Origin of the sequence: Pseudomonas sp. DP-17 (assembly GCF_022380625.1) — a bacterium.
GTDB lineage: Bacteria > Pseudomonadota > Gammaproteobacteria > Pseudomonadales > Pseudomonadaceae > Pseudomonas > Pseudomonas nitroreducens_A.
In genome coordinates this window covers 1094186-1115368 of the sequence record NZ_JAKSXG010000001.1, presented here as the reverse complement: position 1 = coordinate 1115368, position 21183 = coordinate 1094186, and the positions used below count along the sequence as shown (strand labels likewise).

At 65.5% G+C, this 21183-nt stretch carries 22 protein-coding genes; 7 read left to right on the top strand and 15 right to left on the bottom strand.

The features are described 5' to 3' along the window. Window positions 1-17: 17 nt before the first annotated feature. Complete coding sequence (locus MJ122_RS05255) at window positions 18-791, top strand: enoyl-CoA hydratase-related protein (protein WP_239742678.1); 774 nt, start codon at window positions 18-20, stop codon at window positions 789-791. A 275-nt stretch (window positions 792-1066) separates the two neighbouring features. Here the strand turns inward: MJ122_RS05255 and pyk are convergent, their stop codons facing one another. The 3 genes from pyk to MJ122_RS05240 form a co-directional block, all read right to left on the bottom strand. Further along, window positions 1067-2518, bottom strand: coding sequence for a pyruvate kinase (gene pyk, locus MJ122_RS05250; RefSeq protein WP_017519697.1), 1452 nt, complete (start codon window positions 2516-2518; stop codon window positions 1067-1069). Window positions 2519-2611: 93 nt separating this feature from the next. Further along, entirely contained in the window at window positions 2612-3532 is a 921-nt protein-coding gene (locus MJ122_RS05245) for a universal stress protein (RefSeq protein WP_239742676.1), read from the bottom strand. A 100-nt stretch (window positions 3533-3632) separates the two neighbouring features. Further along, window positions 3633-4457 carry an outer membrane assembly lipoprotein YfiO gene (locus MJ122_RS05240; RefSeq protein WP_239742674.1) on the bottom strand — a complete coding sequence of 275 codons (825 nt, stop codon included), beginning with the start codon at window positions 4455-4457 and terminating at the stop codon, window positions 3633-3635. A gap of 99 nt (window positions 4458-4556) precedes the next feature. Here MJ122_RS05240 and MJ122_RS05235 point away from each other — a divergent pair, with 99 nt between their 5' ends. The 3 genes from MJ122_RS05235 to MJ122_RS05225 all read left to right on the top strand — a co-directional run bounded on the left by MJ122_RS05235 (window position 4557) and on the right by MJ122_RS05225 (window position 5843). Next, window positions 4557-4925, top strand: a complete 369-nt coding sequence (locus MJ122_RS05235; protein ID WP_024762630.1) for a lipoprotein — start codon at window positions 4557-4559, stop codon at window positions 4923-4925. A 75-nt stretch (window positions 4926-5000) separates the two neighbouring features. After that, on the top strand, window positions 5001-5423 hold the full coding sequence (locus MJ122_RS05230) for a DUF4124 domain-containing protein (protein ID WP_088419263.1): 423 nt from the start codon (window positions 5001-5003) through the stop codon (window positions 5421-5423). Window positions 5424-5483: 60 nt separating this feature from the next. After that, window positions 5484-5843 (top strand): PilZ domain-containing protein, encoded by a 360-nt coding sequence (locus MJ122_RS05225; RefSeq protein ID WP_017519702.1) that lies wholly within the window; start codon window positions 5484-5486, stop codon window positions 5841-5843. 71 nt (window positions 5844-5914) lie between these two features. Here MJ122_RS05225 and MJ122_RS05220 read toward each other — a convergent pair whose 3' ends face one another. The 8 genes from MJ122_RS05220 to MJ122_RS05185 form a co-directional block, all read right to left on the bottom strand. Continuing rightward, window positions 5915-7243, bottom strand: a complete 1329-nt coding sequence (locus MJ122_RS05220) for a DUF58 domain-containing protein (protein ID WP_239742672.1) — start codon at window positions 7241-7243, stop codon at window positions 5915-5917. Further along, window positions 7240-8247: a MoxR family ATPase gene (locus tag MJ122_RS05215; RefSeq protein ID WP_088419267.1), complete on the bottom strand. Its 1008-nt coding sequence runs from the start codon at window positions 8245-8247 to the stop codon at window positions 7240-7242. Before MJ122_RS05215 ends, MJ122_RS05220 begins: the two co-directional genes overlap by 4 nt. Continuing rightward, window positions 8244-9533: a DUF4350 domain-containing protein gene (locus MJ122_RS05210; RefSeq protein ID WP_239742669.1), complete on the bottom strand. Its 1290-nt coding sequence runs from the start codon at window positions 9531-9533 to the stop codon at window positions 8244-8246. The genes MJ122_RS05215 and MJ122_RS05210 overlap by 4 nt, the downstream gene beginning before the upstream one ends. Beyond that, a complete protein-coding gene (locus tag MJ122_RS05205; protein ID WP_239742667.1) occupies window positions 9530-11125 on the bottom strand; it encodes a DUF4129 domain-containing protein in 1596 nt (531 codons plus the stop codon). Before MJ122_RS05205 ends, MJ122_RS05210 begins: the two co-directional genes overlap by 4 nt. After that, window positions 11112-12098: a stage II sporulation protein M gene (locus tag MJ122_RS05200; RefSeq protein ID WP_239742665.1), complete on the bottom strand. Its 987-nt coding sequence runs from the start codon at window positions 12096-12098 to the stop codon at window positions 11112-11114. The genes MJ122_RS05205 and MJ122_RS05200 overlap by 14 nt, the downstream gene beginning before the upstream one ends. Continuing rightward, entirely contained in the window at window positions 12095-12832 is a 738-nt protein-coding gene (locus MJ122_RS05195) for an RDD family protein (RefSeq protein ID WP_239742663.1), read from the bottom strand. The genes MJ122_RS05200 and MJ122_RS05195 overlap by 4 nt, the downstream gene beginning before the upstream one ends. A gap of 89 nt (window positions 12833-12921) precedes the next feature. After that, window positions 12922-13689 (bottom strand): DUF975 family protein, encoded by a 768-nt coding sequence (locus MJ122_RS05190; RefSeq protein ID WP_239742661.1) that lies wholly within the window; start codon window positions 13687-13689, stop codon window positions 12922-12924. Window positions 13690-13825: 136 nt separating this feature from the next. Beyond that, window positions 13826-14641: a hypothetical protein gene (locus MJ122_RS05185; protein ID WP_088419279.1), complete on the bottom strand. Its 816-nt coding sequence runs from the start codon at window positions 14639-14641 to the stop codon at window positions 13826-13828. Between the two features lie 143 nt (window positions 14642-14784). On the opposite strand from MJ122_RS05185, the gene sbcB reads away from it, so the two are divergent. Further along, window positions 14785-16215 (top strand): exodeoxyribonuclease I, encoded by a 1431-nt coding sequence (sbcB, locus tag MJ122_RS05180; protein ID WP_239742659.1) that lies wholly within the window; start codon window positions 14785-14787, stop codon window positions 16213-16215. Window positions 16216-16284: 69 nt separating this feature from the next. Here sbcB and mvaT read toward each other — a convergent pair whose 3' ends face one another. Beyond that, the gene (gene mvaT, locus MJ122_RS05175; protein ID WP_017519712.1) at window positions 16285-16659 is read right to left on the bottom strand and encodes a histone-like nucleoid-structuring protein MvaT; all 375 of its coding nucleotides are present in this window, start codon (window positions 16657-16659) and stop codon (window positions 16285-16287) included. A 257-nt stretch (window positions 16660-16916) separates the two neighbouring features. On the opposite strand from mvaT, the gene purU reads away from it, so the two are divergent. Together purU and MJ122_RS05165 are read left to right on the top strand one after the other, a co-directional pair. Further along, on the top strand, window positions 16917-17768 hold the full coding sequence (purU, locus tag MJ122_RS05170) for a formyltetrahydrofolate deformylase (protein WP_017519713.1): 852 nt from the start codon (window positions 16917-16919) through the stop codon (window positions 17766-17768). 80 nt (window positions 17769-17848) lie between these two features. Further along, window positions 17849-18034 carry a hypothetical protein gene (locus tag MJ122_RS05165; RefSeq protein ID WP_239742657.1) on the top strand — a complete coding sequence of 62 codons (186 nt, stop codon included), beginning with the start codon at window positions 17849-17851 and terminating at the stop codon, window positions 18032-18034. A 3-nt stretch (window positions 18035-18037) separates the two neighbouring features. On the opposite strand, the gene MJ122_RS05160 is transcribed toward MJ122_RS05165, so the two are convergent. The 3 genes from MJ122_RS05160 to upp form a co-directional block, all read right to left on the bottom strand. Continuing rightward, entirely contained in the window at window positions 18038-19036 is a 999-nt protein-coding gene (locus tag MJ122_RS05160; RefSeq protein ID WP_017519715.1) for a lysylphosphatidylglycerol synthase transmembrane domain-containing protein, read from the bottom strand. Between the two features lie 160 nt (window positions 19037-19196). Then, entirely contained in the window at window positions 19197-20498 is a 1302-nt protein-coding gene (locus MJ122_RS05155; protein WP_088419285.1) for a uracil-xanthine permease family protein, read from the bottom strand. Window positions 20499-20501: 3 nt separating this feature from the next. After that, complete coding sequence (gene upp, locus MJ122_RS05150) at window positions 20502-21140, bottom strand: uracil phosphoribosyltransferase (protein WP_081516307.1); 639 nt, start codon at window positions 21138-21140, stop codon at window positions 20502-20504. Between the last annotated feature and the right edge of the window lie 43 nt (window positions 21141-21183).

Genomic DNA, 21183 nt, shown 5'->3' with positions numbered 1-21183 from the left:
AAGAACAAGGAAATGCCATGAGCGAACAGATTCTCGTCGAGCGCGAAGAGGGCCTGCTGACCCTGCGCCTGAACCGTCCGGACAAGATGAACGCGCTGACCCGCACCATGTACGCGGGGCTCGCCGATGCCCTGGAAGCGGCGCAGGAGGATCGTTCGGTGCGTGTGGTGCTGATCACCGGCAACGCCGAGTGCTTCACCAGCGGCAACGACATCGTTGATTTCCTCCAGGAGCCGCCGAGCGGCCCGGACAGCGCGGTGTTCCGTTTCATGCGCGCACTGATGGAGTTCACCAAGCCGGTGGTCGCCGCCGTCGCCGGCCCCGCCGTGGGCATCGGCACCACGCTGCTGCTGCATTGTGACCAGGTATTCATCGCCAAGGGCGCCAAGCTGAAGATGCCCTTCGTCAACCTGGGCCTGTGCCCGGAGTTCGGTTCCAGTTTCCTGGTGCCGCGCCTGGTCGGCCCGGTGAAGGCTTCCAGCCTGTTGCTGCGCGGCGAAGGATTCTCCGGCGAGCAGGCCGTGGCCTACGGCATCGCCAATGAGGCGCTGGAAGACGGTGCGGCTGCGCTGGAGCGTGCCCGCGAGGTTTGCCAGGCTTTCCAGCAGTTGCCGCCGGTCGCGGTGGCGCTGAGCAAGCGCCTGCTCAAGGCACCTTTCATCGAGGAACTGCGCCGCGTGGTGGCGGAAGAGGGCCAGCACTTCGTGCAGCGCCTGCATTCGCCGGAAGCCCATGAAGCGCTGAGCGCCTTCACCCAGCGCCGTCAGCCGGACTTCTCGAAGTTCCTCTGAGGCAGGTTGCTCACACAATCTGTGGAACGCGCTGTGGATAAGCTCTGGGGCAACCCGGCTACCTCCCGCCAGCCGTGGCCTGCAAGAGATTGAACGGTATTTGAACGATGTTCCGCAGGTTGCCCACATAAGGTGTGGAAGGTGCTGTGGATAAGCTTGGGGCCAAGGTGCCGAAGCCACGTGGCGTCTGGCTTTCAGCCGATTGGTTGCCCTTTGAGCAACCGCAAAGCAAAAGGCCGCCCCGGGGCGGCCTTTTCTTTTTCATTACAGCAGGATCAGACCAGCAGGTCGCCCACATGCAGCACCTTCATGGTGTTGGTGCCGCCCTGGGCGGTGTAGCTGTCGCCCTTGGTCAGGATCACCCAGTCACCCGTGGTCACCACGCCACGCTGCAGCAGCGCGTCGACGGCTTCCTGGCTGACGCGCTCCGGCGGCAGGGCAGCCGGATCGAAGGGGATGGTCTCCACGCCACGGAACAGCGCCACGCGGGCCTGGGTTTCGCGGTGCGGGGAGTAGGCGAAGATCGGCACCGACGAGCGGATGCGCGACATGATCAGTGGGGTGTAGCCGCTTTCGGTCAGGCAGATGATCGCCTTGATGCCCGGGAAGTGGTTGGCGGTGTACATGGCTGCCAGGGCAATGCTCTCGTCGCAGCGCTCGAAGGTCTGGCCGATACGGTGGCTGGACTTCTTGGTGGTCGGGTGCTTCTCGGCGCCGGCGCAGATGCGCGCCATGGCCTTGACCGCTTCCACCGGGTATTCGCCGGCGGCGGATTCGGCCGAGAGCATCACGGCGTCGGTGTAGTCGAGCACGGCGTTGGCCACGTCGGAGACTTCCGCGCGGGTCGGCATCGGGTTGTGGATCATCGACTCCATCATCTGGGTCGCGGTGATCACCGCCTTGTTGTAGCGGCGTGCGTGCAGAATGATCTTCTTCTGGATGCCCACCAGTTCGGCATCGCCGATTTCCACGCCGAGGTCACCGCGGGCCACCATCACGGCGTCGCTGGCGCGGATCAGGCCGTCGAGGGCTTCGTCGTCGGCCACGGCTTCGGCGCGCTCGATCTTGGCCACCAGCCAGGCGGTGCCGCCGGCTTCGGTGAGCAGGCGGCGGGCGTATTCCATGTCCTTGGCGTCACGCGGGAAGGATACGGCGACGTAGTCCAGGTCCATGCTTGCCGCCAGCTTGATGTCGGCCTTGTCCTTTTCGGTCAGGGCCGGCGCGGTGAGGCCGCCGCCACGGCGGTTGATGCCTTTATGGTCGGACAGCGGGCCGCCGATGATCACTTCGCAGACCAGCTCGTCCGCCTTCACTTCCTTCACCGCCATGACCACGCGACCGTCGTCCAGCAGCAGTTCGTCGCCTACACCGCAGTCCTTCACCAAGTCCGGGTAGTCGATGCCGACCACTTGCTGGTTGCCTTCGGTGCGCGGGTGGCTGGTGGAGAAGCGGAAGGTGTCGCCGACGGCCAGTTCGATGCGCTTGTTGGCGAACTTGGCGATACGGATCTTCGGACCCTGCAGGTCGCCCAGCAGCGCTACGAAGCGACCGTGCTTGGCGGCGATGTCGCGCACCAGCTGGGCACGCGCGCGGTGTTCGTCGGGAGTGCCGTGGGAGAAGTTCAGGCGGGCGACATCGATCCCGGCGAGGATCAGCTGCTCCAGGACTTCGGGGGAATTGCTGGCTGGGCCGAGGGTGGCGACGATCTTGGTGCGGCGAAGGGACATGCGGGACTCCTAGGGGAAAGCAGCGGTCAGGCCGTTCCCGGAGTGGGTCCGGAACGGCCAGGGCGCCATCTTACTCTCTTTCGGATGACTCTTTCAGGTAGCCCGCTCAGGGGCAGGCCTGATCACCAACAGATCGCATTCGACTTCCTCGAAGACCCGCTCGGCGGTCTGGCCGATCAGCGCATTGTCGAGCTGGCCACGGGCGACGGCACCCATCAGCAGCAGGTCGATGGCTTGTTCTTTCACGTAAGCCGGAATCACTTCTTCGGCGAAACCCTGGCCCAGATGGGTGAGCCGGCGATCGATCTGTGGATAGTCTGCCAGCAGCGTGTCGAAGGCTTCGCGGTGGTGGGCCTCGGTGCGCGCCACATAGTTATCGTAGTCCGCCAGCAGCTCGGCATTGAAGGCCAGGGTGTGCGGCAGGGCTATATAGGCGTGCAGGTAGTGGGCATCGAGCTGCAGGCGCTGCTCCAGCTCGCGAGCCACGCTGATCAGCCGATGGTCCAGCGCGGCCGGGGCATCGCCGGCATGCAGCGGGTCGACGGCGGCACACAGGTTTTTCCCGGCCCACTCGCCGTGCTGCACCAGCCACAGCGGCTGTGGGCAATGGCGGATCAGCTGCCAGTCGTTGTTGGTGAGGAACAGGCGCTTGAGCAGGTTGTGGTGGTGCGCGGACTTGAGCACCAGGTCCGGCGTGGTCTGTTCGCAGTGCAGGACCACCTGGTGATGCAGGGACTTGCCCCAGCGCACCTGGCAGTGCACGTCGAGGCCGGAGTCGCGCAGCGGCGCGGCCAGTTGCTGCAGCCAGGCCAGGCGTTCGTCGAGCAGGTTGCGCTGGGCAGCGTCCAGGTCGCCGCGCTCCAGCAGCAGGGCATTGTCCAGCGCCGGGTTGTACTCGCAGGCCAGAAGATCCAGACGTGCGCCGCAGCGCTGGGCGATCCAGCGGGCGCGGGTGAGGGCGGGCTGGTCCTCGCGGGTGGGGTCGATGATGACGAGCAGGTGCTGCAGCTTCATGGCGGAGTCCTCGCGCGCTCTGCGTTCTTTGCAGGGCAAGCGTAGACACTGGCGCCGGCCGCGCGCCTTGACCTGGCTCAGCGGTGCGCCGGTCCTGCCATCAGCTGCGCGGCGAGGTCTGGTTCAGTGCGCGGTCCAGATGCCGGGCACCCTTGGCGGCCAGTTCCCCGCTGGGGAATTCGGCGAGCTGGCGGCGCAGGTAGGCGATGGCCTTCTCGCGGTCCGGATGGGGATTGTCCGGCGCCATGTACATCAGGCCAAGCTGGTACAGCGCCTTTTCGCGGATGTCCGGCGGAATGGCCGGGTCATTGGCGCCCAGCAGGTAAAGCTGCGCCGCTTCGTCGACACGGCCCTTGAGTACGGCGCGGCGCGACAGCAGGGTCATGTCCGGGTCGAGGGTCGGCTTGTTCAGGTCCAGGTTGTACTGCGGCTGCCAGTCGGCCAGCAGCTGCCTGGCGGTTTTCTGTACCGGGTCCTTGGCGCGCTGGGCGATGATCAGCTCGCGGGCGTCGGCGTGTTCGGCAGCCTTGGTGCCGGTAAACTCGCGGTCGATGCGCTGGAAATAATCCATGGCTTTGCGATCGTCGCGCTGGTCGTTGTAGCGGCTCATGTAGATCAGGCCGATCTGGTACAGCGCGATGGCGCGCACTTCCGGGCCATAGTGGGTGTTGTCGTAGCCGGTGAGGTAGAGCTTCTCGGCATCCGCGCTCTTGCCGTCGCGAATGGCCTGGGCGCTGTAGGTCAGCAGGTCGCCTTCCTCTTCCACGGCGGCGGTCATGCGCTTGTTCTTCAGCTGCTTGTATTCGGCCACTTCACCGGTGGTGATCTGCGCGACGAACAGCGGCGTGGTAGGGGCGCAGGCGGCGAGCCAGGGCAGTAGCGCGGCGAACGGCAGGGCAATCGACAGGGAATGTGCGAAACGCATGGCAACTCCTTTGCGCCAAGGCGAAGTCCACGTGAGTCTAGTGGCGGGCTACAGTACGGCCAAGACGGGCCGATACACTTCCCAACGGAGGATATGCCCATGCGAACCCTTTTCCTCGCGCTGCTGGCGCTGAGTGTTACCGGCTGCACCAGCTGGTCGATGAACTATCACCTGAACAACGCCTATCGCGCGTACAAGAGCGGCGATTGCCAGCGTGTGCAGCTGGAGCTTTCGGAGACCGAGCGCAAGGCCCGCGCGCGGCCGTGGATCCAGCCGGAAATCTCCATGCTGCGCGGTCAGTGCCTGGAGCGTGAGAAGTTCTACGTTGATGCGGCGCAGACCTACCAGTTCATCATCGCCCGCTATCCCACCAGCGAGTATGCTTACCGGGCCAAGGCGCGGCTGGAAACGCTTCGGCTCAACGGCCGTCTTCCCGGCGACTCGCGCACCTACCCGGCTACGCCCTGACCGGCGGTCGTGGGCCGACTTGAGGCGGGCCGATAGCTGGCTAATCTCATGGATGCTTCACGCAAGGAGGTAGCAATGCGCGCCCTGTGGCTTTGTGCCTGGTGTTTCCCCCTGCTGGCTTCGGCGGATATCTACCGCTGGACCGACGCTCAGGGAAAGGTGCACTTCAGCGAAACGCCACCGCCAGGGGCGCAACGCGTCGAGGTCAAGCCGCAGGTCGTCGAACGTGATGCGGCGACCCGCGAGCGCGAAGAGCGTACCCGCCGCTTCTACGACGCGCGTCGAGATGAAAGCGCCGCCGCCCGGAACCAGGCAGCGGAGCAGCAGGCCAAGCTGGACCAGCAGTGCGCTCAGTGGCGCCATGACCTGGAGTCAATCAGTCACGGCGGGCGCTACTTCACGCAGGACGGCAGTGGTGAAAGGACTTACTACAGCGATGCACAGCTCAACGCCGCTCGTCAGGCGCTTAGCGCACGGCTGGCGGAAGGTTGTCGTTAGGACTGGCCCTGCGGGGGCGGCATCGTCATACTGGACGATATCTCATAGCGAAACGCCATTATGCGTCATCAACGACATATCGAGCGCCATCAGCTGCCCTACTACCTGAAGGTGTTCAACAGCATCACCGACAAACCGATGGGTTACCTGGGCAACGTGTCGCTGGATGGGCTGCTCCTGATCAGCCAGCTGCCGATGCTGGTGGGCGGCCGCTTCGAAATGCGCCTGAAGATCCCCAGCCACGACGGCAAGCTGCAACTGATCGAGTTCGCCGCCACCTGCCAATGGTGCCGCGAGGACGTCAATCCAGGTCACTACGATTCGGGTTTCAGCCTGGCGGCGCCACCAATGGAATACGTCGAGCTGGTCGATGCGTTGCGCCGTTATTTCAGTTTTCGCCGGCAGGTGGAGTCGGTCTGAAGCGCAGGACGCGCTGACCGATCTGCACGGTGTGGGACTCCAGGGAGTTGGCGTCCGGATTTGCCGCGACGCTACAGCGCGCCAGCCTTCTTCCAGCCCAGATAGCGGCTGATCAGTTCCGGCCCCAGCTGGCTCGGCCGCGCATCGAGCACCGGCACGCCATGGGCCATCAGCTTCTCGTGCAGCCCGGCGCGGGCGTTCAGGTAATCCACCGCGCCGCAGTAAGCCAGGGCTTCCTCGAAACCTTCCACCGGCGACTGGCGCAGGCGGTCGAGGACTTCCTCACGCAGGCTCGCCACCAGCACACGGTGCTGACGGCCCAGGCGTTTCACCGCCGCCACCAGTTCCTCGTCATCCTCGTCGCGCAGGTTGGTCACTATCACCACCAGCGCGCGGCGGCGCTGGCGGGTGAGCACGGCCTGCACCGCGGCGGGGAAGTCCGCCGGGCGCTGGCTGCTGCGCAGGTCGTAGACGCTGTTGAGCAGGGCGGTGAGCTGGGCGCTGCCCTTGGCTGGCGGCAGATGGCGTGGCTGGTCGCAGGCAAAGGTCATCAGGCCCACCGCGTCGCCCTGGCGCAGCGCGACGTAGGCCAGCAGCAGGCTGGCGTTGAGCGAGTGGTCGAAGTGCGAAAGGTCGCCGTCGTGGCTGCGCATGCGCCGGCCGCAGTCGAGCAGGAAGAGAATCTGCTGGTCGCGCTCGTCCTGGTACTCGCGGGCGATGGGCGTGCGCTTGCGCGCGGTGGCCTTCCAGTCGATCTGCCGCAAGGTGTCGCCGTCGCGGAATTCGCGCAGCTGGTGGAAATCCAGGCCCAGCCCACGGCGCTGCCCGGAGCGCACGCCGATGCGGTTGAGCCAGTGGTCCACGGCCATCAGTTCGGCGCCGTAGAGGCGGGCGAAATCCGGGTAGACGCGGGTTTCGTCGCGCTGCTCCAGGTAGCGCCGCCCTTTCCACAGGCGCAGCGGGCTGGACAGTTCGATCTCGCAGCGCGGGAAGACGAAATGCCCACGGGACAGCGGGCGCACGCGATAGCCCAGTTCGGTCTGCTCGCCGGGACGCAGCTCCACGGTCTGCGGCAGATATTCGAAGTCCATGCCGGCGGGCAGGTGGTCGAATACCGTGATGCGTTGCGGCTGGGCATAGCGGTGATGGAATTGCAGGCGCACCTCGCTCCAGCGGCCCAGCGGCAGGTTGCCGCTGAGCTGGCGCCTCAGCTCGGGCGACGGCGTGCGGCGCAGCCACAGGGCATCGGCCAGCGCCAGCAGGATCAGCGCGCAAAGCGCACCCCACCAGAGGCGACCGAGCAGCGCCGAACCCAAGTCCAGTGCCTGCGCCGCCCCCAGGGCGATGGCGATCGCCAGCAGGACGCCGAGCAGCGCGAGGAGCGCGCGCGAGGGTTTCATACGCGCGGCGCCGGTACCTGGTCGAGCAGCTGTTGCAGCACCTGGTCTACCGACAGGCCTTCGATCTCCAGTTCCGGCGACAGGCGCACGCGATGGCGCAGCACGGCCAGGGCGCTGCCCTTGACGTCGTCGGGGATGACGAAATCGCCGCTGCGCAGCAGGGCGCGCGCGCGGGCGCAACGCACCAGGGCGATCGAGGCCCGCGGTCCGGCACCCAGCGCCAGGCCCGGCCAGTTACGCGTGGTGCGGGCGATACGCACGGCGTAGTCGAGCACCTGGTCGTCGATGGGCAGGTCGGCGGCGATCTTCTGCAGGGCCAGCACGTCCTTGTCCTTGAGCAGGGCACGCATGGGCGCCACGTCGAGCATGTCGCTGCGCGCCGAGCGGGTAACCTGGCGCACCAGGGTCTGCTCCTCGCCTTCCAGCGGATAGTCGATGCGCAGCTTGAGCATGAAGCGGTCGAGCTCGGCTTCAGGCAGCGGGTAGGTGCCTTCCTGCTCGATGGGGTTCTGCGTGGCCAGCACCATGAACGGCTGCGGCACGGCCAGGGCGCGACCCTCGAGGGTGACCTGGCGCTCCTGCATCACTTCCAGCAGGGCGGCCTGGGTCTTGGCCGGCGCGCGGTTGATCTCGTCGGCCAGCAGCAGATGGGTGAACACCGGGCCCTTGCGCAGCTTGAACTGCTCGGTTGCCAGGTCGTACACCGCGTGGCCGGTGACGTCGCTGGGCATCAGGTCGGGAGTGAACTGGATGCGCGCGAAACCGCCGTCAAAGCAGCGGGCGAGGGCGCGCACCAGCAGGGTCTTGCCCAGGCCGGGAACGCCCTCGATGAGCACATGGCCGCCGGCGAGCAGGGCGGTGAGCACGTCGTCGATCACCTCCTGTTGGCCGATCAGGGCCTTCTGCAGTTCGTGGCGCAGTGCCTGGGCCAACTGGCTGGCGCGCTGGCGCTGGGCTGCCGCATTGGGTGTGGGGGTAGCGGGCTGTTCAGGTTGGTCACTCATAGGGCATTCCTGAGGCTTTGCAGGTGCGCGACCTGGCGGGTGAATTCGGCGACGGCCATGCGCTGTTGCGGATAGGGGCGCATGGCCTGGCTGATGGCGCTGACCGGCATGCGCGTCATGCGGCCCAGAGCTTGCCATTGTTCGGCGACCGGCAGGCGGTCGAAGCCGGGCTGGCGTTGCCGCGCCCGGCGCATCACGTCACGTTGCAGGCCCTGCAGCAGGGCGAGCTGGCCGCGCTGGCGGAGGATGAAGTCGGCGCCGGCGCGCAGGTGTTCTTCCAGTTGCCGGCGGCTGCGGTCCGGGTTGGGCTGCAGCGGGCCCTGGCGCAGGCCATTGCGCCACAGCACCAGAACGAGCAGCAGGACGGCGGCCAGCAGTGCCTGGGGGAAGTAGCGCATCAGCAAAGTCATCAGGCTGGTGCCGTCGGCGCGATAGACCAGGGTGACGGCGCTGTCCTGGGTCAGGTACCAGAGCAGCCAGGCGTTGTCGTAGGCGTCGAGTTCGCCGTTCTGCCAGATCCAGTTATCGGTGAGCACGGTGATCAACCCCTGGCCCTGTTGCAGTTGCAGCAGGTGGGTGGAGTCGGCGCTGTTGGCCCAGGCGTAGGCGAGGTTCTTCGAGTCGAACAGGTGGTAGTCGGTGTCGAAGTCGATGTAGGCCGGGGCCTTCTCGTTCTCCAGGTAGAGTTTGGTCAGCTCGGGGTAGGGATCGGCTTCCGCTGCCTCGCTTTCGTGGGCGCTGGAAGCCTGGTCGGGATGATCTTCTTCCGCTTCCGGCTTGTCCGTTTCTTCCTGCTGTTCGTCCTGGGACGCAACTGCTGAATCTTCTTCGGGCGTGGTGGATTTTTCCTCTTCCTTGTCCTTCAGGTCGGCGGTGAGGAATTGCTGCACGCCCAACTGGTCCAGCAGCGCGTCGCCGCTCTTGCCTTCTTCTTCGTCCCACAGGCTCTCGGCGGTGACGATGAGGTGGCCGCCGCGATTGGCCCAGTCGAGCAAACGGGCGTTCTGGGTAGGCGTGACGTTCTCGCGGGTCCCCAGCAGGATCAGGGTCTGGCCCTTGCTCGGCAGCTTGTCCAGCACTTCCATGCCGTGGGCGGTGGTGACTCGGATGCCGCGGCCGCGCAGGTACATCTCGGCGGCGAGATAGGGATTGGCGCGGGCTTGCGGGGAGGCGCCGTGCTCGATGGTCTCGGTGTAGGGCTCGAGGTTGCGGTACAGGTAGTAGCCGATGCCGCCGAGCACGAGCACGGCGAGCAGCACCAGCAGGACGAGGTTGCTGCGCTTCATGCCCGCACCTCGGTGCCGAACAGATGACGCCATTCGCCGCATAGCTGCTGCTTGAGTTCAGCCCGCGGCGCCCGGTGGCCGTAGGCGAGGGTCTGCCACTGCTGGGTCAGGCTGCGGGCGAAATTGTCCAGCGGCGGGTCGTTGAGCTCGGCCACGCGCACCAGCACTTCGCCTTCGGTGGTCGATTCGCGCAGCGGCACGCGGAAGTCGTGCAGCAGGCGGCTGAGCAGGGCCCGATAGAGCAGGCCGAGCGCCGCTCGGGGTTGCTCGTCCCACAGGCGCTCGGCTTCGCTGGCGACGTCGCAGGGCAGGGTTTCGGGCGCCAGGTCCAGTCCGAACAGCACGCTGGGTGCTTCGCGGCGCGGCTTCTGCGGCAGCCCGATGCGCTCGACGAACAGCCGCAGCCATTCGCGGTAGCGCCAGATGACCAACGCGATGACCGTGAACAGCAGGCCCCAGAGCAGCACTTCGATGCCTTGCGCCGCGAACTTGAAGGCCTTCCAGTTGCCCAGCGCCTCGAAGAAATTCTTCAGCCGCTTGGCCTCGTCCGGGTCTGCCGGCTTCTGTTCTTTCTTGTCTTCGTGAAGACGCCAACGGGTGACTTGCTCGCTGTTCCTGAACGGCGGCGCGGCGAGGATCTTTTCCGCGGCGCTGCGCGAGTCCTCGCTGTTGAGCTTCTGCTGGGTCAGCCGCGCGCCCTGGGGCCCGTCGGGGTTCTGATCGGGCAGCGGGCAACTCTGGCTGGCCTTGCTGCTGGTATCCGAGCCCGCAGCCAACGCGTCGTCGGCTGGCAGCAGGACGAACGCGCCGGCCATTGCCAGCAGCAGGGCATAGGCGCTGCCGACCAGGCGCTGGCGCAGGCGGCGGAATACCAGCTCGATATCCCAGGCTTCCAGTTCGGTGCGGCGGTTGAGGTAGAGGGTGAAGCCGCAGGCGACGTACACCGGTTCCCAGACGATCAGCAGCAGGGCGTAGATCAGGTTGCTGATGTGCTCCAGCCACGCCCAGTCGCCTTGTGCGGCACTGATCAGCGACTTCCATTCCCAGTCCTCGACCCACTGGTTGGGCAGCATCAGGTACATCAGCGTGGTCAGGCCCAGCCACAGCGCCAGTTCGAAATGCATGCCGATTATGGTCAGCCAGGTGGCGCCGCCGGCATTGCGCTGGCCGAGCACCACCAGGCGCTGGCTGCGCGCCTGGCCGGCGAGGCCTTCGAGCTGCAGCACCGGCAGGTCGAAACTGCGGGTCGGGCTGAAGCGACGCCAGAGCAGGCTGGGCAGCAGTTGCGCCTTGATCAGGCCGGGGAAGGCACGCAGCGCTTCCCTGAGCGTTGGCGTGTCGCCGAACAGCGAGCGCGACAGGATGTACAGCGGCAGGCGTTCGAAGGCGGGCTTGAGCCACCAGAAGATCAGGATCGCCCAGCTGGAGTAGTTCCACAGCAGCACGGACAGCAGCACGAATACCGGCAGGGTGACGATAGCCCAGCTGGCCATCAGCACGCCGGCGTGACGACGAGCGAGGAGGATGCCCAGGTCCAGCGCCTCCCAGGCGCTGCGCGGGCGAATGGCGACGCTGGCGTCAGTCAGGCGCATGGCGTCTCCGTCCGGCAAGGAGGAAATAGCTGGCCACCAGCAGCCACAGGCAGGCGCCGACCCCGTACTTCACCGTCGCCGAAAAGTGCGTGATGGAGGACCAGTAGCCCTCGACGAAGGCGGCGATCAGCAGCATCAGGATCACCCCGCCGATCAGCTGCACGGCGCGGGAGGCAGCCTGGCGCAGGGCTTCGAGGCGACTCAGGCGGCCGGGGGAGAGCAGCGCCCAGCCGAGCTTCAGGCCCGCGCCACCGGCGAAGGTGATGGCGGTCAGCTCGAAGGCGCCGTGGCCGATGACGAAGGACCAGAAGGTCTCGATGTAGCCGACCTGGGTCAGGTGACCGGCGACGGTGCCGATCACCACGCCGTTGAACAGCAGGAAGAACAGGCTGCCGACGCAGAAGAGCAGGCCGCTGGCGAAGGTCTGAAAGGCGATGCCGATATTGTTCATGATGTAGTGGCCGAACATCTGCCAGTCATCGCCGGCATCGCGCGTGCTAATGGGACCCAGGCGCGTGGTGTCCGGCGAGTACATCGATTCCATCTCGGAGACGCGCTCCGGCGTCATGACGCTGTAGACCAGGTCGGGGAAGTGATAGACCAGTACGCCCATCAGCAGCAGGCTGCCATAGAACAGCAGGCTGGCGAGGGCGATGCAGCGCCACTCCTCACGCACCAGCCGCGGGAAGCCGGCGACCAGGAAGCCGAGGATGCGCGCACCCAGGTGGCTGCGGTGGCGGTAGAACTGCTGGTGCCCGCGCATGGCGAGCTGCTGCAGCTGGTCGATCAGGTGGCTGCTGTAGCCGCGTTCCTGGGCCAGGGCAAGCTGCTGGCAGATGCGCCGGTAGTCGGCGGCGAACTCCTCGGGCTTGTCGCTGGGCTCCTGGCGCTTGCCGCCTTCCAGTTGTTCCAGGCGCTTGGCGAAACGCTTCCAGCTGCCCTGGTGGCGTTGTTCGAAGTAGGCCTGCTTCATGGGTGGCCCGTCCCGTTGCCCAGCAGGCCGCTGGCGATGCGGTTGAGGCGTGCTTCGGCCAGTTCGGGCGCGATGCCCAGTGGCGGCGCGAGGATGCCGGCGAGTTCTTCACGGCGAGCGGCCGAAAGCTGCGTGCCGCGTTCGGCGAAGCTCATCAGTGCGCGCTGCTCCTCCAGGCTCAGGGGCCAGGGGGCGAGTTCGGGCGTGGTCTGCGGCACCTGCGGGCGGCTCGGCGGCGGGTCGCGGTAGATCACCAGGGTGCCGGCGGCGAGGTCGCCCAGGCGCTTGAAGCCGGAGTTGGACAGGCAACTGAGCAGGCCGAGCGTGTAGGCGAACGGCAGGATATCGGCGAAGCGCAGCAGGTTGCGCAGCAGCGAGGCGGACCAGCCGATGGGGGTGCCGTCGTCGTGCACCACGCGCAGCCCCATCACCTGCTTGCCGGGGGAGCGGCCCTGGTTGAGCACTTCGAAAAGCACCATGTACCACCAGGTCATGATGAAGGTGAGGATCAGGCCCAGGCCCGTGCCCAGTTCGCCGAGGAAGGCGAGCAGCATGAACAGCGCCACCATCAGCAGGATGCGAATACCCAGGTCGATCAGGTAGGCGAGGGCGCGAGGCACGACACCGGCGGGACGCAGCAGCAGGTCGATGCCTTCCGGGGTCTCCACGTGGTAGCGGGTATCCAGGACGGGCGCCTGGGGAGACGCGTTGGAATGGAGGTCTGCTGGGCTCAAGGGAAACCGCTGTCGATGGCGTAGGTGCCAGATGCTAGCCAGCGCGGTGCGACGAGGCAACCGCGCTGGCAGGATTGGCCGATGCTGTCTTAGGGCGAGGGCGGCAGGACACCGAAGATGGTGCGGTAGAGCACGCCGATGGCAATGATCGACAACGGCAGCGTCCAGATCAGACCGATGCCCAGCGGAATGGCGCTGACGATCAGGATTACGCCGAGCACCAGGAACATCCCGAAGACCTTGAACCAGTGCTGGGTGATCGCCTTGCGCGAGGCTTCCAGCGCCTGCCAGGGGCTCAGCTTGCGCTCCACTACCAGCGGGATCGCCAGGATGTACGCGACGCTCAGGTAGATGCCGGGCAGCAGCAGGAACAGCACGCCGAGGTAGACCAGCAGGGTCATCACCAGACCCGTGATGAACAGCGGCACGAACAGCCCGAAGTGGCTGAACATCTCGTTGAAGGAGATGGGTTGGTCGGCGGCGCGGCGGATACCGAGCATGTTGATCCCGGCGAGGAACGGGTAGCCGACCGCCGCCGCGAGTATGCCTACCACCAGTTGCAGGATGGCCATGCCGAAGCCGGCCTCGGAGCCGCTGGCGACGTAGCCCAGGCCCAGCACCATGCCCAGGACGAAGCTGATCGCCTGCACGATGACCATGTAGATGATGAAGCCGACGATAATCGGCCCCTTGGTGCCGTTGACACGCTGCCAGGCATCCTTGATCAGGCTTTCGATGGAGAAGTCGTAGCCGCGGGCAAGGGCCTCCTCGATGCTCGGCACCGTGCCGCTGGCGACAGGGTCCTGCAGCGAACTGGTGGGCGGCGCGAAGGGGTTGGAGGAAGTATCGGTAGTCATGGTTTGCTCCTTTGGCTCGGGTCGGTAACGGCGCGGGAGTGGGTAAGGCAGGCTAATGCCGGTGATGCGGGCGACGCTCGGTGTGGCTCGTCCCGAAGGTGCGGAAGGGGCGCAGGGCGCCACTTCCAGCCGGGTTTCAGGCCTTGGGCGGCAGAACACCGAAGATGGTGCGGTAGAGCACGCCAATGGCGACGATCAGCCAAGGCATCACCCAGATCAGCGCGATACCCAGGGTCAGGGTGCTGAGCATGAACAGCAGGCCGAACACCAGCAGCAGGCCGAACACCTTGAACCAGTGCTGGGTGATGGCCTTGCGCGAGACTTCCATCGCCGCCCAGGGCGACAGGCCGCGTTCGACCACCAGCGGGATGGCCAGCATGTAGGCGATGCTCAGGTAGATGCCCGGCAGCACGAAGAGGAAGTAGCCGATGAAGATCATGAGGGTGCTCAACAGCACGCAGACCACCACCTGGAAGGTGCGGCCGAAGTGGCTGAAGACCTCGTTGAAGCGCAGCGGCTGATCGGCAGCACGGCGGATGCCGAGCATGTTCACGCCTGCCAGCAGCGGGTAGCACACCGCCGTGGCGACGAAGCTCAGGACGATGGAGCCGATGAAGAAGGCCACCAGTGCGCCGACCGCCATGCCGCCCGCGGCTTCGCTGTCGCCGAGCAGGCCCATGCCGGCGATGCCGGCGACGCCGACCACGGTGAGGAACAGGCTGAGCACGTTGACCAGGGCGAAGATCGCTGCGTAGAAGACCACGAAGCCGCCGATGATCAAGCCCTTGGTGCCCTTGGTGCGGCGCCAGGATTCGCCCAGCAGGTCGCCGATGCGGAAGTCGTAGCCGCGGCTCAGGGCGTCGGCGAGTGACGGCACGGAACCATGCGCTGCGCCCGGCTCGAGATTGCTCAGCGGGGCGCTGTAGGGATTTTGTGCAGCGATGTCTTGCATGAGGAAAGTCCTTTCCAGTGGGTGTGTCCTTGCGACGCCCATCATAAAGGTCTGGGCTGTCCATGTGCCAGCGAGGCGTTTTGGAAGTGTGGCAGGTCGCACTGTTAGACTGCGACGCACTCGCTTGCAGGCAAGGAAAAACAATGAACGCCAGTATCTTCTGGTACGACTACGAAACCACCGGTATCGACCCGCGCCGCGACCGTCCGCTGCAGGTGGCCGGCATCCGCACGGACGAAAATCTCAACGAGATCGGCGAATCGCTGAACCTCTATTGCCGCCCCAGTGACGACATCCTCCCGCACCCGGCGGCCTGCCTGGTCACCGGCATCACCCCGGATCGCCTGGAGGAGCGCGGCCTGGGCGAAGCCGAATTCATGACCCGCCTGTATGCCGAGCTCGCTCAGCCGGCCACCTGCGTGGCGGGTTACAACACCCTGCGTTTCGATGACGAGGTGACGCGCTACAGCCTGTACCGCAATTTCTTCGATCCCTATGCCCGCGAGTGGCAGGGCGGCAACAGCCGCTGGGACCTGATCGACATGGTGCGCACCGCCTATGCCCTGCGCCCCGAAGGCATCGTCTGGCCGCAGCAGGACGGCATCGTCAGCCTCAAGCTGGAGCGACTCACCGCGGCCAACGGCATCGACCACGGGCAGGCCCACGATGCCCTGTCCGACGTGCGCGCCACCATCGCCCTGGCGCGACTGGTACGCGACCGCCAGCCCAGGCTCTACGACTACCTCTATCGCTTGCGCGGCAAGCAGGGCGTGCTCGATCAGGTGCGCGTGCTGCAACCGATGGTGCACATCTCCGGCATGTTCTCCGGCGCCCGTCATTATCTGTCGGTGGTGCTGCCGCTGGGCTGGCACCCGCGCAACCGCAACGCGCTGATCGTCTGCGACCTGGGCGCCGATGTGTCGCCCCTGCTGGAACTGGACGCGGAAGCCCTGCGCAAGCGCCTCTATACCCGTCGTGATGAGTTGGCCGAGGGCGAGCTGCCGGTGCCGCTGAAGCTTTTGCACATCAACAAATGCCCCGTCGTGGCGCCGCTGTCCGTGTTGCGTCCGCAGGATCGTGAACGCATCGGCCTGGACCTCGACGCCTGCCTGGCGGCGGCGCGGACGCTGACCGATGCGAAAGCGAACTGGCAGGACAAACTCGCGCCCTTGTATGCCGAGGAAAGTTTCGCCGGCAGTGAAGATCCCGAACAGCAGTTGTATGACGGATTTATCGGGGACCGGGACCAAAGATTGTGCGAGCAGGTGCGCCAGGCCGATCCCTCGCGGCTGGCGAAAGAACAATGGCCATTCGACGATGCGCGACTTCCGGAACTGCTCTTCCGTTATCGGGCGCGGAATTTCCCGGAAACTTTGAATGCCACGGAACAGCAACAATGGCAGGACTTCTGCCGTGCGCGTTTGAGTCGGGCCGAGTGCGGCGCGCCGAATACGCTGGATAACTTTGCCGCGGCAATGAGCGAACAGTTGGTCAATGCCACGCCGGCCGGTCGTCTGGTGCTGCAAGAGTGGGAGAAGTATGCGCAGGTGCTGCGCGCGCGCTATGGCCTGTAGCGCGCTGTACTTTCCTTGCGGGCAATAAAAAACGCCAGCACCTGCTGGCGTTTTTCATCTCCGCAAGGCTTAGCCCAGCAGTGTGGCCCAGCCTTCCACGGCTTCGGCGCCCCACTTGGCTTTCCATTCCTTGAGGGTCTTGTGGTTGCCGCCCTTGGTTTCGATCACTTCACCGTTGTGCGGGTTCTTGTATTGCTTGACCTTGCGAGCGCGCTTGCTCACGGTGGTCTTTGCGGCGCGCGGCGATTTGCTCAGCTTCGCGTCCGGATCGAGCAGGGCGATGACGTCACGCAGGGACTTGCCATAGCTGCCCATCAGCGCGCGAAGTTTCTCTTCGAACTCAAGCTCTTTCTTCAGCTTGTCGTCCTGCTCCAGGGATTTCAGGCGCTCCTGAAGTTCCTTGATGGCTTCTTCGGTAGCGCGGTACTCGTTGATCAGCGACATGTTGGGTACCTTGTTCTGGGTCCAGCGGTGGCGGAAAGTTTGTAGTAGACATAATAGTCAGCGAAGTTGTTCAAGTAAATGCTTGGGAAAAGTTTTGTGAGTAATTGTCCGCTTATTTAAATAATTCATTCGCAGGTAATTATTCGGCGCACTGCGCAGCGCTGAACTGACTCTCGTCGGCGCACCGCGGCAATGGCTGATCTTTTCCCCGGCAGCCGCTAGAATGGCCGCCTTCGCGATGTATCTGGAGTACACCCATGCGCACTTTCCGACTGGTGATCGCCTGCCCCGACGGGGTTGGCATCGTCGCCAAGGTGAGTAATTTCCTGGCCACTTACAACGGCTGGATCACCGAGGCCAGTCACCATTCCGACAACGACAACGGCTGGTTCTTCATGCGGCATGAGATTCGTGCCGACTCCCTGCCGTTCGACATCGATGGTTTCCGCCAGGCCTTCGCGCCGATTGCCCGTGAGTTCTCCATGGAATGGCGCATCACCGACTCCTCGGTGAAGAAGCGCGTCGTACTGATGGCCAGCCGCGAGTCGCATTGCCTGGCCGACCTGCTGCACCGCTGGCACAGCGGCGAGCTGGACTGCGAGATCCCCTGTGTGATCGCCAACCACGATGACCTGCGCAGCATGGTGGAATGGCACGGCATTCCGTACTTCCATGTCCCGGTGGACCCGAAGAACAAGCAGCCGGCTTTCGAGCAGGTCTCGCGGCTGATCGACGAGCATCAGGCCGACAACGTGGTGCTGGCGCGCTACATGCAGATCCTGCCGCCGGACCTGTGCCAGAAGTACCGCCACCAGGTGATCAACATCCACCACAGCTTCCTGCCGTCCTTCGTCGGCGCCAAGCCGTACCACCAGGCGTCGCTGCGCGGCGTGAAGCTGATCGGCGCGACCTGCCACTACGTGACCGAGGAACTGGACGCCGGCCCGATCATCGAGCAGGACGTGGTGCGCATCAGCCACCGCGACAACATCGAAGACCTGGTGCGCCTGGGCAAGGACGTGGAGAAGCTGGTGCTGGCCCGCGGCCTGCGCTACCACCTGGAAGACCGCGTGCTGGTGCACGACAACAAGACCGTGGTGTTCGACTGATCCTCTCGTTCTAGACTGGGTACTCCGCAGGCTTCCGCCGTCATCGGCGGCGGATGCTGCGCTCAAAGGAGATGGCCGACATGAGCGACCCGAAGAACCCCGGCACCGCCACCCCGCCGCCCACCCTGGGCGAAGGCTGTACCAGCCGCTACGATCCCGACGCGCTGAGCGACGAGGACGGCACCGAGTTTCCCGGCGCCGCCGAGCTCTGGGATTCGCTCAAAGGCGAGGCGCCGTCCGAGGATGATACGACCTCCGGCGACTGAGCCTCAGGCGCGTTCGCGCATCCCGATCAGCTTGCGCAGCAAGGGCCGGCCCGCCATCAGGGCGAACACCGGCGCGCCCATCACCAGGTAGAAGTAGTAGGTCACCACGCGCCAGATCAGGATGGCCGCGGCCGCCGTGGACTTGCCCACCAGCGGGGCGAGCAGCGCGGCGCTGGTCAACTCCGTACCGCCAGCGCCACCCGGCAGCAGCGTCGCCAGGCCCGCCGCCAGTGACAGTAACTGGATCAGGAAAGCCCAGGCCCAGTGCAGGTCCACGCCCAGTGCTTTCAAGGTGATATAGAGCACCGAGAAGCGCAGGATCCAGTGGCAGCAGGTAAAGAAGAAGATCAGCAGCAGCCGGCGCTTGGGCTGGAGCAGGCAGCTCACCAGGGTGTCGCGGAAATGCAGGGCCTTGCGCGCCCAGTGCAGGCGCGTGCGTGGCTTCATCCCCAGGCGCTTGAACAATCGGCCGTTGGCCTTGATCACCCGGCGCTGGAAGCGCGCCAGCAGCACCACGCCGAAGAAGATCCCGCCCAGCAGCACGCCGCTGGTGATCAGTGAGGTCTCCAGGTTCGGGCTGACGCTGTGGGACAGCGCCCAGACCAGCACCGCCGCCAGCGCGCAGAGGAAGAACAGCAGATCGCTCAATTGGTCCACGGCGAAGATCGCGCTGCTGTGCGCCGGGCGCATGCCGTGGCGTGCCAGCAGGGCCATCAGGGTCAGCGGGCCGCCGGTGCCGCCGGGGGTGGCGTAGAAGGCGAACTCGGAGGCCATGATGATGCCCACCGAGCGTGCCTTGCCGATCTCGCCTGCGCGGCCGTTGAGCAGCACCCGCAGCTTCTGAGCATTGATCAGCCAGCACAGGCAGATCATGCCGAACATGATCAGCAACTGGTCGCGGGGAAAGGCGAGGACATGCGCCAGCATTTCGCGCCCGCCAAGCGCCAGCGGGATCAGTGAGGCGCCTATCAGGCCGAGCAACAGCCACCAGGCACGGCTCACGGGCGCACCTGCGAAGGAAAAAACGGAACGAGCGAGGCGAAGCGGATGGGCAGAGCCTCCGGTCGGAATCGAACTGTCATGCTGAGTGGACCGTGATCGGCATGTGGCGTTCGCCCAACTTTCCGTGGGAGCGGCGCCGCCTTGCGGCGGCGCCGCTGCCTCACTCGGCGGGCTTCTCGGTGGGAGACTCACCGGCGCCTTGCTCCAGCGCCTTGTTTTCCCAGCCTTCCTCGCCCGGAAGGATCAGGTTCAGCAGGATGGCGACAATGGCGCACAGGGCGATGCCCTTGAGGCCGAAATCGTCCGGGCCGGTGCCGGTGCCGATCAGCACGCCGCCGATGCCGAACACCAGGGTGACCGAGACGATGCACAGGTTGCGCGCCTGGGACAGGTCCACCTTGTGGCGGATCAGGGTGTTCATGCCCACCGAGGCGATGGTGCCGAACAGCAGGCAGAGGATGCCGCCCATCACCGGTACCGGAATGCTCTGCAGGATGGCGCCGAACTTGCCGATGAAGGCCAGACCGATGGCGAACACCGCCGCCCAGGTCATGATCTTCGGGTTGTAGTTCTTGGTCAGCATCACCGCGCCGGTCACTTCCGCGTAGGTGGTGTTCGGCGGGCCGCCGAACAGGCCGGCGGTGGAGGTGGCGATGCCGTCGCCCAGCAGGGTGCGGTGCAGGCCCGGGGTCTTCAGGTAGTTCTTGCCGGTCACGCCGCCCACGGCGATGACGCCGCCGATGTGCTCGATGGCCGGAGCCAGCGCCACCGGGACGATGAACAGGATGGCCTGCCAGTTGAATTCCGGCGCGGTGAACTTCGGCAGCTCCAGCCAGGGCGCGGCGACGATCTTCGCCACGTCGACCACGCCGAAGGCGAAGGACAGGCCGTAGCCCACCAGCACGCCGGCAATGATCGGCACCAGGCGCAGCATGCCCTTGCCGAACACCGCGACGATCAGGGTGGTCAGCAGGGCCGGCATGGAGATGAACATGGCGGTCTTGTAGGGGATCAGTTCGGTGCCGTCACCGGCCTTGCCCATCGCCATGTTGGCGGCGATAGGCGCCATGGCCAGGCCAATGGAGATGATCACCGGGCCGATGACCACCGGCGGCAGCAGGCGGTCGATGAAGCCAGTGCCCTTGACCTTCACCGCCAGGCCCAGGAAGGTGTAGACGAAGCCCGCCGCCACCACGCCGCCCATGGTCGCCGCCAGGCCGAACTGGCCCTTGGCGAGGATGATCGGGGTGATGAAGGCGAAGCTCGAGGCCAGGAACACCGGTACCTGGCGACCGGTGACGATCTGGAACATCAGGGTGCCGAAGCCGGCGGTGAACAGCGCGACGTTCGGGTCCAGGCCGGTGATCAGCGGCATCAGCACCAGCGCGCCGAAGGCCACGAAGAGCATCTGCGCGCCAGAAATGACCTGGCGCCACAGCGGTTCGTTGAATTCATCGGCCATCGATCAGGTTTCCTTCTGCTTGGTGCCGAAGATCTTGTCACCGGCATCGCCCAGGCCCGGCATGATATAGCCGTTCTCGTTCAGACACTGGTCGATGGATGCGGTCAGGATGAGCACGTCCGGATGCGCATCGTTGACTGCCTTGATCCCTTCCGGCGCCGCCACCAGCACCATGGCGCGGATGTCCTTGCTGCCGGCCTTCTTGAGCAGGTCGATGGTGGCGACCATGGAGCCGCCGGTGGCCAGCATCGGGTCGATGATCAGCGAGCGGCGCTCGGCAATGTCCGGCGCGAGTTTTTCCAGGTAGGTGTGCGCTTCGAGGGTTTCCTCGTTGCGCGCCACGCCCACGGCACTGACCTTGGCGCCCGGAATCAGGCTGAGTACGCCGTCGAGCATGCCGATGCCGGCGCGCAGGATCGGCACCACGGTGATCTTCTTGCCGGCGATCTTTTCCACCTGCACGGGGCCGGCCCAGCCTTCGATCTCGTAGTTTTCCAGCGGCAGGTCCTTGGTCGCCTCGTAGGTGAGCAGGGCGCCTACTTCCTGGGCCAGCTCGCGGAAATTCTTGGTACTGATATCGTGACGGCGCATCAGTCCGATCTTGTGGCGGATCAGGGGATGGCGGATCTCGAGGACGGGCATGGACGGGTTCTCCGGGCGGGCTGGCAAAAAAATTGCGGTAGCG